Annotated in this window: 16 protein-coding genes and 1 tRNA gene; 5 read left to right on the forward strand and 12 right to left on the reverse strand. The window is 63.2% G+C overall.

Features of this window, described 5'->3' with window-relative positions:
• Positions 1-19: 19 nt before the first annotated feature.
• The 7 genes from NKI37_RS09740 to NKI37_RS09770 form a co-directional block, all read right to left on the reverse strand.
• Complete coding sequence (locus tag NKI37_RS09740) at positions 20-898, reverse strand: 3-hydroxybutyryl-CoA dehydrogenase (protein WP_023671668.1); 879 nt, start codon at positions 896-898, stop codon at positions 20-22.
• Positions 899-1018: 120 nt separating this feature from the next.
• The gene (locus tag NKI37_RS09745) at positions 1019-1948 is read right to left on the reverse strand and encodes an electron transfer flavoprotein subunit alpha/FixB family protein (RefSeq protein ID WP_023671669.1); all 930 of its coding nucleotides are present in this window, start codon (positions 1946-1948) and stop codon (positions 1019-1021) included.
• Between the two features lie 20 nt (positions 1949-1968).
• Positions 1969-2718, reverse strand: coding sequence for an electron transfer flavoprotein subunit beta/FixA family protein (locus tag NKI37_RS09750; protein ID WP_023671670.1), 750 nt, complete (start codon positions 2716-2718; stop codon positions 1969-1971).
• A gap of 215 nt (positions 2719-2933) precedes the next feature.
• Positions 2934-3734: a rhomboid family intramembrane serine protease gene (locus NKI37_RS09755; protein WP_023671671.1), complete on the reverse strand. Its 801-nt coding sequence runs from the start codon at positions 3732-3734 to the stop codon at positions 2934-2936.
• Positions 3735-3763: 29 nt separating this feature from the next.
• The gene (locus NKI37_RS09760) at positions 3764-4345 is read right to left on the reverse strand and encodes a cob(I)yrinic acid a,c-diamide adenosyltransferase (protein WP_023828413.1); all 582 of its coding nucleotides are present in this window, start codon (positions 4343-4345) and stop codon (positions 3764-3766) included.
• Between the two features lie 19 nt (positions 4346-4364).
• Positions 4365-4556 (reverse strand): twin transmembrane helix small protein, encoded by a 192-nt coding sequence (locus NKI37_RS09765; RefSeq protein WP_023671673.1) that lies wholly within the window; start codon positions 4554-4556, stop codon positions 4365-4367.
• Positions 4557-4580: 24 nt separating this feature from the next.
• The gene (locus tag NKI37_RS09770) at positions 4581-5447 is read right to left on the reverse strand and encodes an SDR family oxidoreductase (protein ID WP_352498154.1); all 867 of its coding nucleotides are present in this window, start codon (positions 5445-5447) and stop codon (positions 4581-4583) included.
• A 60-nt stretch (positions 5448-5507) separates the two neighbouring features.
• Between NKI37_RS09770 and NKI37_RS09775 the strand changes: the two genes are divergently transcribed.
• The gene (locus NKI37_RS09775) at positions 5508-6359 is read left to right on the forward strand and encodes a YihY/virulence factor BrkB family protein (protein WP_023671675.1); all 852 of its coding nucleotides are present in this window, start codon (positions 5508-5510) and stop codon (positions 6357-6359) included.
• Here NKI37_RS09775 and NKI37_RS09780 read toward each other — a convergent pair.
• Positions 6356-7231 (reverse strand): DMT family transporter, encoded by an 876-nt coding sequence (locus NKI37_RS09780; protein ID WP_023671676.1) that lies wholly within the window; start codon positions 7229-7231, stop codon positions 6356-6358. The genes NKI37_RS09775 and NKI37_RS09780 overlap by 4 nt on opposite strands.
• 219 nt (positions 7232-7450) lie before the next feature.
• Between NKI37_RS09780 and NKI37_RS09785 the strand changes: the two genes are divergently transcribed.
• The gene (locus tag NKI37_RS09785; RefSeq protein WP_023671677.1) at positions 7451-7738 is read left to right on the forward strand and encodes a hypothetical protein; all 288 of its coding nucleotides are present in this window, start codon (positions 7451-7453) and stop codon (positions 7736-7738) included.
• Here NKI37_RS09785 and gluQRS read toward each other — a convergent pair whose 3' ends face one another.
• Positions 7739-8614, reverse strand: coding sequence for a tRNA glutamyl-Q(34) synthetase GluQRS (gene gluQRS, locus NKI37_RS09790; RefSeq protein WP_023671678.1), 876 nt, complete (start codon positions 8612-8614; stop codon positions 7739-7741).
• 74 nt (positions 8615-8688) lie between these two features.
• Here gluQRS and NKI37_RS09795 point away from each other — a divergent pair, with 74 nt between their 5' ends.
• Positions 8689-9330: a DNA-3-methyladenine glycosylase family protein gene (locus NKI37_RS09795; protein ID WP_352789878.1), complete on the forward strand. Its 642-nt coding sequence runs from the start codon at positions 8689-8691 to the stop codon at positions 9328-9330.
• 128 nt (positions 9331-9458) lie between these two features.
• The gene (locus NKI37_RS09800; RefSeq protein WP_008874122.1) at positions 9459-10016 is read left to right on the forward strand and encodes an HNH endonuclease; all 558 of its coding nucleotides are present in this window, start codon (positions 9459-9461) and stop codon (positions 10014-10016) included.
• Between the two features lie 404 nt (positions 10017-10420).
• Here the strand turns inward: NKI37_RS09800 and NKI37_RS09805 are convergent, their stop codons facing one another.
• Together NKI37_RS09805 and NKI37_RS09810 are read right to left on the reverse strand one after the other, a co-directional pair.
• Positions 10421-10939 (reverse strand): disulfide bond formation protein B, encoded by a 519-nt coding sequence (locus NKI37_RS09805; protein ID WP_023731053.1) that lies wholly within the window; start codon positions 10937-10939, stop codon positions 10421-10423.
• 62 nt (positions 10940-11001) lie between these two features.
• Positions 11002-11586 carry a YqaA family protein gene (locus NKI37_RS09810; RefSeq protein WP_023685316.1) on the reverse strand — a complete coding sequence of 195 codons (585 nt, stop codon included), beginning with the start codon at positions 11584-11586 and terminating at the stop codon, positions 11002-11004.
• Positions 11587-11792: 206 nt separating this feature from the next.
• Between NKI37_RS09810 and NKI37_RS09815 the strand changes: the two genes are divergently transcribed.
• A tRNA-Leu gene (locus tag NKI37_RS09815) sits at positions 11793-11877 on the forward strand.
• Between the two features lie 188 nt (positions 11878-12065).
• Here NKI37_RS09815 and NKI37_RS09820 read toward each other — a convergent pair.
• Positions 12066-12641, reverse strand: a complete 576-nt coding sequence (locus NKI37_RS09820; protein WP_023673757.1) for a cation efflux transmembrane domain-containing protein — start codon at positions 12639-12641, stop codon at positions 12066-12068.
• Positions 12642-12719 lie beyond the last annotated feature (78 nt).

Genomic DNA, 12719 nt, shown 5'->3' on the forward strand with positions numbered 1-12719 from the left:
GGAACTTTCGTTCTGGTGGTTAGCGCGTCGGAACCGGATGCTCGCCGCGATAGTCGTAGAAGCCGCGCCCGGTCTTGCGGCCGAGCCAGCCGGCCTCGACATATTTCACCAGCAGCGGGCAGGGGCGATATTTCGAATCCGACAGGCCGTCATGCAGCACCTGCATAATCGACAGGCAGGTGTCGAGGCCGATGAAATCGGCGAGCTGCAGCGGTCCCATCGGATGGTTGGCGCCGAGCCGCATGGCGGTGTCGATGGCATCGACCGAGCCGACCCCCTCATAGAGCGTGTAGATCGCCTCGTTGATCATCGGCAACAGAATGCGGTTGACGATGAAGGCCGGAAAATCTTCAGAGACGGTGATGGTCTTGTCGAGCTGTTTCACATAGGCCTTGGCCGCCTCGAAGGTCTGATCCTCGGTAGCGATGCCGCGCACCAGTTCGACCAGCTTCATCAGCGGCACGGGGTTCATGAAATGTATGCCGATAAAACGCTCGGGACGGTCGGTCTGCGCCGCAAGCCGGGTGATCGAAATCGACGAGGTGTTGGTCGCCAGAATGGCTTCCGGGTTGAGCTGGGGACAGAGCTGCGCGTAAATCTTGCGCTTGACCGTCTCGTCCTCGGTCGCCGCCTCGATAACCAGATCGGCACCGGCGAGATCAGCCATGGTGGGGGCTGCGGAAATGCGCGCCATCGCTTCGTTACGCAGCTTTTCCTCAAGCTTGCCGGAGCCGACCTGACGGGCCATGTTGCCGCTGACCGTGGCAATGCCCTTCTCGATACGGTCGGGCGAGACGTCGTAGATCAGCACCTTGAAACCCGAAAGTGCTGATACATGCGCGATGCCGCCGCCCATCTGGCCGGCGCCGATGATGCCGATCGTCTCGATCTTGGCCATTTGCAGCGATCCCGTCGAAAAGGCCTTTGCGGCCTGCTTTTTGTGCAGTGCAAACTAAAAGGGTGGGGCAGCTTCGTCTACCCCACCCTTTCACAATTTAATACGCTTTGGCAGAGAGCGTCAAAGCGCCTTTTGCAGTTCCGGCAGGATGACGAACAGGTCGCCGACCAGGCCGTAATCGGCAACCTGGAAGATCGGCGCCTCTTCGTCCTTGTTGATGGCGACGATGACCTTCGAATCCTTCATGCCAGCAAGGTGCTGGATGGCGCCGGAAATGCCGACGGCAATATAGAGGTCCGGCGCCACGACCTTGCCGGTCTGGCCGACCTGCCAGTCATTCGGGGCGTAGCCGGCGTCGACGGCAGCGCGCGAGGCGCCGACGGCTGCACCGAGCTTGTCGGCGACCGGCAGGATGACTTCCTGGAACTTTTCCGAGGAGCCGAGCGCGCGGCCGCCCGAAATGATGATCTTTGCCGAGGTCAGCTCCGGACGGTCGGTTTCCGAGAGTTTGTTCTCGACGAAAGTGGAGAGGCCGGGATTGGCCGCGGCCTTCACCGTCTCGACAGCTGCCGAGCCGCCCTCGGGGGCAGCCTGGAAGGAGGCGGTGCGCACAGTGATGACCCTCTTGGCGTCGGTAGACTGCACCGTCTGGATCGCATTGCCAGCATAGATCGGCCGCTTGAACGTGTCTGGTGAAACCACTTCGATGATCTCGGAGACTTGCGCGACATCGAGCAGGGCCGCCACGCGCGGCGCGACGTTCTTGCCCGACGAGGTCGCCGGCCCGATTATGGTGTCGTAGGCGCCGGCCAGCGAGACAACGAGTGCGGCGAGCGGTTCGGCGAGGCGCTCGGCCAGTTCGTCGGCCTCGGCCAGCAGCACCTTGCTCACGCCCTTGAGCTTGGCGGCGGCGTCGGCAGCGCCTTTGGCGCCTTTGCCGGCGACCAGCACATGCACGTCCGAACCGATCTGCAGCGCCGCCGAGAGCGCTTTGGCGGTCTGGTCGGAAAGAGTTGCGTTGTCGTGTTCTGCGATGAGGAGAATGGTCATTTTATCTGTTCCTTCCAGTCTCAGAGCACGCCGGCTTCGTTCTTCAGCTTGTCGACCAGTTCGGCGACGCTCTTGACCTTCACGCCCGCCTTGCGGCCGCTGGGCTCCTCGGTCTTGAGCACCTTCAGGCGCGGCTTGACGTCGGCGCCGTAATCGGCCGGGCTCTTTTCGTCGAGCGGCTTCTTCTTGGCCTTCATGATGTTGGGCAGCGAGGCGTAGCGCGGCTGGTTGAGGCGAAGATCGGCGGTGATGATCGCCGGCATCTTCAGTTCCACCGTCTGCAGGCCGCCATCGACTTCGCGCGTCACCTTGGCCTTGTCGCCGTCGAGCACGACCTTGGAGGCGAAGGTGCCCTGTGCCCAGCCGAGCAGGGCGGCCAGCATCTGGCCGGTCTGGTTCGAGTCATCATCGATCGCCTGCTTGCCGAGGATCACGAGGCCGGGCTGCTCGGCGTCGACGACGCCCTTCAGCACCTTGGCGACGCCGAGCGGCTCGGTCTGTTCATCTGTCTTGACCAGGATGGCGCGGTCGGCGCCCATGGCGAGCGCGGTGCGGAGCGTTTCCTGCGCCTGCTGCGGGCCGATCGAAACGACGATGATCTCTTCGGCCTTGCCGGCTTCCTTCAGCCGGAGTGCCTCTTCCACCGCGATCTCGTCGAACGGGTTCATCGCCATCTTGACATTGGCGAGTTCAACCGCCGAACCATCAGCCTTGACGCGAACCTTGACGTTCGCATCCACAACCCGCTTCACGGGCACAAGGATCTTCATTTGCCTGTCACCTCTCCTGAGATATCCGGGCGCGCTATAGCAGCGTGCGCCTCCGCAGAGTTGTCGAAAGCCGACATTCCTGACTGAATTGCGGCCAAACGGAATCCTGGCCGGACGAATTCTGGTCTTCTGCCGCCTAGCGGTGGCGCTCTCCGTAGTTGTGGCGACGCAACACGTCAATATGCCACGGCAGCGGCCAAACCACTCAAATCGGTTCAGTTGTGACCGGAAGCGCCACCCCGGCCCCAACGCGTCTCAGGTTGCACGGGAGCCGGACCGGCTGGCGCCGGCCCAATAGAAGCGGCTGGCTGATCGGCGGGTTCCGGCTCGCCGTCGTCACCGGCGAGCAGCGGCACGCCGCGGCTGCGCATGATGAGCACCAGCACGCCACCGGCAATGATGCCGCCAATGTGGCAGGCCCAGGATATCTGGTTTTCGCCGCCGGCGGCAAACATCACCACCTGGAAGCCGATCCACAGGATCAGCGGGATGAAGGCCGGGATACGCAGCGGAATCCGGGCAAAGACCAGCACCCACACTTTCACCCGGGGGTAGAGGACCAGATAGGCGGCGACGACGCCGGCAATGGCGCCGGAGGCGCCGATCAGCGGAACCTCCGAACTCCAGGCGACGAGCCCCTGGAAGAAGGCGCCGGCGATGGCGCAAAGCAGGTAGAAGATGAGGTAGCGGATGTGGCCGAGTGCGTCCTCGACATTATCGCCGAACACCCACAGGAACAGCATGTTGCCGCCGAGATGAAAGATATCGGCATGCAGGAAGGCATAGGTAAGGTAACTCAGGCTCTCGGGAATGACGACGAATTGGGGCGAGAGTTCTGCCGTGTCGTGGACAACCGAAGGAATGAAGCCGAAGCCGAGCACGGCTGCGTTGTTGAAATTTTCGCCGCCGATCGTCGTGATGAGAAAGACCAACACGTTGGCCGCGATCAGGCCGATCGTCACATATTGCAGCCGGATGTGGCGCAACCTGTTGGAGTCGTAAAGCGGGATGAACATGCCCCAAGCCCTTTCCCGCCTTCGAAAATTCAGCGGTTCTTGCCGGGCACCCATAACACGTCGGCATTTCCGTTGTCATTGACCGCACGAGCGGCGACGAACAGAAAGTCCGAGACGCGGTTTATGTATTTCAGCCCCTCGCGATTGACATGTTCGGCCGGGTCCTGCGCCAGTGCCACCATGATCCGCTCGGCCCGTCGCGCCACGGTGCGGGCAAGATGAAGTGCTGCCGCCGCCGGCGTGCCGCCATTGAGCACGAAGGATTTGAGCGGCTGCAGATTCTTGTTGAGAAGGTCGATATCCTTTTCGACGCGGTCGGTCTGCGAGGCGATGATGCGCAGCGGCTCGTAGCCGAGCGGCTTGCCGTCGTCGGGCACGGCGAGATCGGCGCCGAGGTCGAACAAATCGTTCTGGATGCGGGACAGCATGGCGTCGATGGCGGGATAACTTGCCGCTGTGTGCAGGCGGGCGATGCCGATGCAGGCATTGGCTTCATCGACGGTGCCGTAGGCATCGACGCGCAGGTCGGATTTCAGCCTGCGTTCACCGGTGCCGAGGCCAGTGGTGCCGTCATCGCCCGTGCGGGTGTAGATCTTGTTGAGCTTGACCACGTCGCCTCCCGAACGGCCGTCACTTGCGGGTGAAATACACCACCAGCAGGATCAGTGCCAACGCCAGCGCCTGCAGCAGCACGCGTGCCTGCATCAGCTTGTTCGAGCTCACACCGGAGCCGCCGCGCATCATGTTGATGAGGCCGCGGACAAGCACGATCACCACGGCGACCATGACGAGGACGAGGAGGACTTTGATGACGGTTGCCATGATCTGTTCCCAGTTCTGTTGCGATCAGGCGCGTCCGGCCAGAACGCGGTAGAGCATCGATGCCGGCAGGATGCGCTTGAGCATCACGCCAATCCTGGCCGGCACTGTTACCACATAGTGCGGGCGCGGGCGCCGCGACAGAAGTGCATGGCGCAAGGCCGCATAGACCACCTCCGGCCCCTTTTTCAGCCGTGATGAGCTGCCGCCGGCCCGAAGCCGCGCCAGCTGCGTGGCATAGGCGACGTGGTGGACGGAATTCTCGTGGTCGATGTTTTTCAGGAACCAGAACAGCCCGTTGCTGGCGATTTTCGAGGTCACCGGCCCCGGTTCGATCAGCGAGACATGGATGCCGCTGCCCCTGAGTTCCTGCTGCATGCACAGCATCAGGCCTTCGAGCGCGTGCTTGGAGGCTGAGTAGGCGCCGCGAAAAGGGACCGGCGCTAGCCCAAGGATCGAGGAACAATGAACGAGGCGGCCATGTCCCTGGCGACGCATTACCGGTACGATGCGTCGGGTGAGGTCGTGCCAGCCGAAGAAATTGGCCTCGAACTGCTCGCGCAATGCCGCAACCGGCAGGTCTTCCACGGCGCCGGGCTGTGCATGGGCGCCGTTGTTGAACAGGGCGTCGAGGCGTCCGCCTGTCCGCTCCAGCACCGATGCCGCAAGTGCTGCGATGGAATCCGGCTCACGGTAGTCGAGATAAAAGGCCTCGATGCCGTCGGCTTCAAGTGCGGCTATGTCATCCGGCTTGCGCGCCGTTGCAAACACGCGCCAGCCATCCGCCTTCAGTGCACGGGCGCAGTGGGCGCCTATCCCGGACGAGGCGCCGGTGACGATGATGGTGCGCAACTCTTTGGCAGGCGGCATCGTGGTTTGAGCAAGGGTTGCCATTTGCCACAATCCCTTCCCATATTCGCGGCGTCGAGACAATCGAAGGGAACGCGGCTCTTGATGCGGAATATCGTCGTGCTGCGCCGCGTGCTCTATGACGCGCTTGGCCATTTCAACACCGATGACGGCTGGGCCATGGCCAGCCATCTGGCGATCACTTCGCTCATGGCGCTGTTCCCGTTCCTGATCTTCGCCACCACGCTGGCGAGCTTCCTCGGCGCGCAGGCGTTCGCCGATACTGCCGTGCACCTGGTCTTCGACACCTGGCCCGAACAGATCGCCAAGCCTATCGCGCGCGAGGTGCTCAACGTGCTGACCGTGCGGCGCACCGATCTTTTGACCTACGGCGTGCTTCTGGCGGCCTATTTCGCCTCCAACGGCATCGAGGCGCTGCGCACCTCGCTCAACCGCGCCTACCGCGTCGCCGAAACGCGCGGCATCATCTACCGCCGGGTGCAGAGCATTTTCTTCGTGCTGATCGCGACGGCCGGTTTCCTGGCGATCAGCGTGCTCCTGGTCTTTGCGCCTTTGCTGGCGCGGCTGGCGGAAGCTCATTTCGAGTGGATCAAACCCTATACGGGCACGATCACGCTGTGGCGTTACGTCATCGCCTCAACCGTCATCATTGGTGGCTTGTTTGCCGTCCACTATTGGCTGCCGGCGGGCAAGCGCCGCTTTGTCTCGCTGGTGCCTGGCATCATCTTCACTCTGGCTGCGTGGCTTGTCGGCTCGACGATGTTCGCGACCTACCTCGACCATTTCTCGTCCTATGTGACGACCTATGCCGGCCTCGCCTCGATCATGATCGCCGTGGTTTTCCTCTATATGCTGTCGGCGATATTCATCCTCGGCGGCGAACTCAATGCGGCGATCAGCCGCTTTCTCGAAGCGCGCGCGCGTGTCGGCAGCTAGGTTTTGGCTGGCCGAGCCGTGGCCAGCCCGACGCCGAGCGTCGCGATTGCCATGCCGACGATCTGCACGAGGCTGAGCCGTTCGCCGAACAGCGCCCAGGCGATGACAGCGGTGACGGCCGGCACCAGGTAGAACAGCGACGCGACCTTCGACATCTCGCCGTCGCGGATCATCACCATCAGCAAGAAGATGGCGCCGATCGACAGCACCAGGACCAGCCAGGCCATGGCGAAGATCAGTTCGCCGTTGATGATCACCGTGTGGGTCTCAAGGGCCAGCGAAGCCAGGATCATCAGCGAGCCGCCGCCGATATATTGCCACATCGTCGCCGCCACCAGGTCGCCACCCGAGGCATAGCGCTTCTGCCAGATGGTCCCGGCGCTCATGCCCAGCACCGAGACCAGCGACGCCGCCAGCGTTTCGGGCGTAACGCCGCCGCCGAGAGCGCCGAGCTTCGGCCACAGCACGATGATCACCCCCACAAGGCCGACGGCAAGGCCGGCCCAGTGGCGCGGCAGGATGGCCTCGCCGAGGAACCGGCCGGCAAGCACGGCCGTGATCAGTGGCTGCAGGCCGACGATCAGCGCCGAAAGCCCGGCGGGCATGCCCCTGTGGATCGCCCAGAACACCGCGCCGAGATAGATGCCATGCATGAGGATGCCGGAGACCGTGGCGTGAAGCGCTTCTGCCCTTGTGGCTCGCTTCGAGCCAAGCACGAGCATCAGGCCGGCGAGCAGCAAGGCGGCGATGACAAAGCGGGCCGCCAGAAAGGTGAAGGGCTCGGCCCAGGGCATGGCGTAGCGCGCGCCGATGAAACCTGTCGCCCACAGGACGACAAACGAGGCGGGGATGAACCGCTTGAGACTGTGCATTTTCGGGGAAGCCGTTTCCGGTGGAGAGGTCCGATTCGGTGAAGAGACAAATACGGCAATTGCTCTAATGCGGTTCAATCCGGCAAGCAAAGCGAAACAATTGGTACATAAGCTCATCCTGATGTAGGAGGTGGCCGAATTCAAAGGGCGGCGTCAGGGCAATCGACTTCTGTCGATGGATCCGGCGACATGGCGTTTTGGCTTCGACAGGGAGCGCGCATGCTGTTGCATCTCGACACAAGCTGGCTTTTGATGACGGTGGCCAGTGTGGCCGTGTTCGGCTTCTTCTTCGGTTCAGCGCTCGACGCCATCATGCAGGAGGACGGTTTTGGGTCGACCGGCAACACATTGCTGTTCACGCTCGGCTTTTTCGCCGCGGTCATGGCCGCGAACGAACATGGCATCGTCCTGAGAGATCTGAAGCTCGCGGTTGCCTGGGGACTGGGCGGCGCCTTCGCGTTTATAGGCGCGTTGGCGCTGCTCAAGGCGGGGCTGGCCCGGCTTTAGTCAGAGCCCGACCAGCCGCCTGACATCGTCCGGCGACATGCCTGCCGGCCTCAGCGCGGCAAGGCCGGTATCAGCAAAACTCTTCGACAGTTTGCGCCCATCCGGTCCGAGTATGAGACGGTGGTGGAAATACTGCGGCTGGCCGAGGCCGAGCAGTTCCTGCAGCAGGCGCTGGATGCCGGTCGCGGAATAAAGGTCGCGGCCACGCACGACATGGCTGACGCCTTGCAGAGCGTCGTCGACGACGACGGCCAGGTGATAGCTGGTCGGGATGTCGCGGCGCGCCAGAATGACGTCGCCCCAGTCCTGCGGACGCGCCTCGACTCGCTGCGTCGCCGAAAGCGTCTCGTTGGTGAATTCGCGCCAGGACAAATCCGTGCCGACGCGCGCCAGCGCTGCATCGATGTCGAGGCGCCAGGCGAAGGGCGCATTTTCGGCGATGCGGCGGTTGCGTTCGCTGACCGGCAGCGCCTTGTCGGCGGCGGGATAAAGCGGCACGCCGTCCGGGTCGCGCGGCCAGCCGCGGCCGCGCTTTTCGCTGTCGGCGATGAAGGCCCTGATCTCGCCACGGCTCATGAAGGCAGGGTAGACGAGTTCTTCGCGGACCAGCCGGTCGAGCACGGCCTGATAGTCGGAGAAATGCTCGGCCTGGCGCCGCACCGGCTGTTCCCATTCGAGACCTAACCATTCGAGGTCGCGAAAGATGCCGGCCTCGAATTCAGGCGTGCAGCGGATCGTGTCGATGTCCTCGATGCGCAGCAGCAGGCGGCCGCCGGCCGCACGCGCCAGTTGCTGGTTGAGCAGTGCCGAATAGGCATGGCCGAGATGCAGTTCGCCATTCGGGCTCGGCGCGAAGCGGAATGTCAGGAGCGTCATCTCACAAGCGGCAATCGGGTTGTGCAGCGGTTTTGCCAATTGCTACCGTGCGGTCGGTTCAGGAACAAGAAAACATGCGACGCATCGCGACACTGGACGATATTGCGCGCGGGTTGGATGCGCTTTGCGCAATCGATCCGCGCCTGGAAAAGGTGCGCGGCATGGCTGGCGAGGTGCCGCTGCGGCTGTCGGAACCCGGTTTTCGAAGCCTGGCCTCCATTATCGTTTCGCAACAAGTATCCCGTGCGAGCGCCGATGCGATTTTCGGCCGGCTGATGAAACTGGTCGATCCGCTAACGCCGCAGGCGATCCTTGCCGCCGGCGAGGACATGTTTCGCGAGGCCGGGCTGTCGCGGCCGAAGCAGCGCGGTCTGATCGCGGTTGCGCAGGCCGTGGTTGAGGGGCTCGACCTGCATCACCTCTGTTTGCTCGACGCCGAAGAGGCGATCGCGGCTATGATCGCGGTGCCGGGCATCGGCCCGTGGACGGCGGAAGTCTATCTCCTGTTTGCCGCCGGCCACCCCGATATTTTCCCCGCGCGCGACGTCGCGCTGCAGAGCGCGGTCGGCCACGCGCTCGGTATCGAGCCGCGTCCGCCGGAGAAAACGCTGATCGCCCTGGCCGAATCATGGAGCCCGTGGCGAGGTGTCGCATCGCGGCTTTTCTGGTCCTATTATCGCGAAACCAGGGGCCGGGACGCGGCACCTCCGGCCTGAAACCGCAAAAAAGCATGAAAACCCTGCATTTTTGCCGCGTTTGGCTGATGACAATCCGCTTCACATCCCTGTCATGTCGGGCTTACAGTATCCACGCCGATCGGTTTTAAAACGAGGAGGTCAACAAGGTGACGGTTGCCGTATCTCCGGATGGGCTTCCTGCGCTGGTGCTGAATGCGGATTACCGTCCGCTCAGCTATTACCCCTTGTCGCTCTGGTCCTGGCAGGATGCCATCAAGGCGGTGTTCCTCGACCGGGTCAACATCGTCGCCGAATACGAGCATGCGGTGTCTTCGCCGACCTTTTCGATGAAGCTGCCCAGCGTCGTCAGCCTGAAGGCCTATGTGAAGCCGTCGAGGCACCCGGCATTCACCCGCTTCAACGTGTTCCTGCGCGACCGCTTCCAGTGCCAGTATTGCGGCACGCCCGAGGATCTGACCTTTGACCACGTCATCCCGCGCCATCGCGGCGGGGCGACGACGTGGGAGAATGTCGTGGCCGCCTGTTCACCCTGCAATCTGAGGAAGGGCGGCATGATGCCGGCGCACGCCAAGATGTGGCCGTTGCAGAAGCCCTACCAGCCGACCGTGCACGACCTGCACAACAATGGCCGGCTGTTCCCGCCCAACCATCTGCATGAAAGCTGGATGGATTATCTCTACTGGGATGTGGAACTCGAACCGTAGGGATCGTTCGAGAATTCGCAAGGCTGGCCGCCTGAAGCGATTTTGCGCTTCCGATGCTCACACGCCTGCCAGACCATATCGGAACAGCTCGGCTGCGCTCACTTATCGGCGGCATCGCCTTTAAGGACCGGCTTCCCCCACTCCGTCGCTGCTTCGCAGCGCCACCTCTCCCCCCTCCGGAGGGAGAGGAAGGGAGCCCCGCTGGAGGAGCGCTGGCTGTAGAGTAGCGCCGGCTGTAATAGGCTCGCGCCTTTCCTCTACCCCGTCGATCGGGGGAGAGGTGGTTCGGCGAAGCCGAGACGGAGTGGGGGTCGACCTGGCTCGGACGTCGAAAGCCGCGCCACGCGAACCAGTCTGCAGAATTTTTGCTCGAACTCTGCGTCGTGGCGCTCGATCGAATTAGCTCAATCGCGCGCCAGCGCGCCGCGGAAGGCGATGGCGGCGAGGATGAAGCTGGCGATGGCGTTCCAGCCGGCCAGCGACAGGCCGAGGATACGAAGGGCTGCCTTGTCGCAGGATGGCGGCACGAATTTGTCGAGCGCGTCGAGCACGCCCTTGCCGCCGGTGTCGACCGGGCCGGCGCCGGCCGTGCAATCGGCCGGGCCCTGCCACCAGGCCCATTCGACGCCCGAATGATAGACGCCGAGATAGAGGCCATAGAGCATCAGCAGGCCGCCGACGGCAAGCAGGCCGCGCGTCAGCCATGCGGGCGCGCTAAGCATGGAGGCAATCACCGCCAGCAGCATCAGCGGGGCGCCGATATAATAGGGCGTGCGCTGCTCCAGGCACAGATGGCAGGGGATGTAGCCGCCTATGTGCTGGAAGGCGAGCGCGGAGCCGACCGTGGCGGCCATGGCGACGGCGAGAAACAAAGCGGTGCGCGTCCGCTGGCGTCCGGTATCGGCTGTCATCGTGGCTGTCATGTTTCGTCCGTTGAATTCGCCGTCCGCCGGCATAGTCCTGACCCACCGCCCGCCTTGGGCGGTTAGAAGGCGTATTTGACGACGATATAGAGCAAAATCAGGGCGGCGGCGCCGGCGCCGACGATCAATCCCAAACGCTTCTCGATGAATTCCTTGATCTCCTCGCCATAGCGGCGCAGCAGCCAGGCAAGAAGCAGGAAACGAGCGCCACGCGCCAGGATGGCGGAGACGATGAAGACGACAAGATTGACGTGGAGGGCGCCTGCCAGAATGGTGACCACCTTGATCGGCGGCAGGTGGGCGGCACCCGATGTGACGAGCAGCACCAGCATCAGCCCGGTGCCGGCCGACTGCCACCTCTCGAACGCGTCAAGGCCGCCAAAGTGCTCCAGCATCGGCCGTGCTATCGTGTCGTAGGCATAGTAGCCGATCAGCCAGCCGGCAATGCCGCCCAGCACGGACGCAACGGTGGCGGTCAGCGCGTAGCGATAGGCGCGTTCGGGCCGCGCCAACGCCATGGGCAGGTACAAGACGTCGGCAGGTATGAAAAACACCGAGCTTTCGACGAAGGCGATGAAGGCCAGCCACCATTCGGCGGATTTGCGGGCCGCCAGCGACAAGGTCCAGTCGTAAAGTCCGCGAAGCATCGGCTCTCCTGGATGCAGGTTGCCCAGACGCAACGCGCTTTGATACGCGTCTGTCTAGAAAGATTTTCCGCGCCGCACAATGGCAGGAGCGTCATGAAACAGAAAGGCGGGCTTTTGCCGCAAGCAGGGCACGGCGGCGCATTTGGCCAGTTGACGAACAGGCCTCCGACCGTATAGTCCGCGCCCATCCAGGCCTCCTGGCCTGAGCCCCTATGGCGGAATTGGTAGACGCGCTCGACTCAAAATCGAGTTCCGCAAGGAGTGCTGGTTCGATTCCGGCTAGGGGCACCATTTTTGATCTCACGCCAGTTCGCTTCGCTCATGGGCTCCGATGGGGCGGCCTGACCGGCCGACGGGCGGTCGCCCTTGCGAACCCTCCGGGTTCGAACAGTGCCTCGAACACAGAGCCAACCGCGGCTGCTGAGGATGACAGCGATAGCGCCAATCAGCGGCGGCCGGTAGCCCCGCTCTACGTGCTCTCAGGCCGCCGCACGGTGTTCTTCACGGGCAGCTTCCCACACTTCGCGGGCCGCGTCGGCGTTCATGACCGCGATCCCCAATCCCACCGCCAAATCGGGCCACGCGGAATGCCAGAGCAAGGCCGTGACCAACCCTGCGGCAATAATGGCGATGTTGGCCAAGGCGTCGTTGCGGGCCGACAGGAAGGCCGCCTTTGTGAGGCTGCCGCCACGATGCCGGTGCGCGGCCAGCATGTAGGCGCAGGACAGGTTGACGGCGAGAGCGCCAAGTCCCGCCAAGGTCAAGGCGATGGGCTGCGGCGGCACCGGCACGTTGAACTTCTCCCAAGCCGTCCAGAGCGTTGCCAGACCCGGCATGAGAAGGATGAGCGCCAATGCCATCCCCACCCGCGCACGGGAGCGCACAGACCACCCAAGTGCGAGCAGGATAAGGAGGTTCACGGAAGCATCTTCAAGAAAGTCGATGCTGTCGGCGAACAGGGACACTGATCCAATGGCGAGCGCCACAGCGAACTCGATCCCGAAATAGGCAAGATTGAGAAGCGCGACGATGAGGACGATGCGGCGAAGGTTCATCTTCTGGCAGTATCCGAAACCAGTGTGTGGAGCTACAGCTTCGCGGTTTCCAAGGAAAGCCCCTGCTCGTTCCGGGTC

Origin of the sequence: Mesorhizobium sp. M0626 (assembly GCF_040320665.1) — a bacterium.
Taxonomy (GTDB): domain Bacteria; phylum Pseudomonadota; class Alphaproteobacteria; order Rhizobiales; family Rhizobiaceae; genus Mesorhizobium.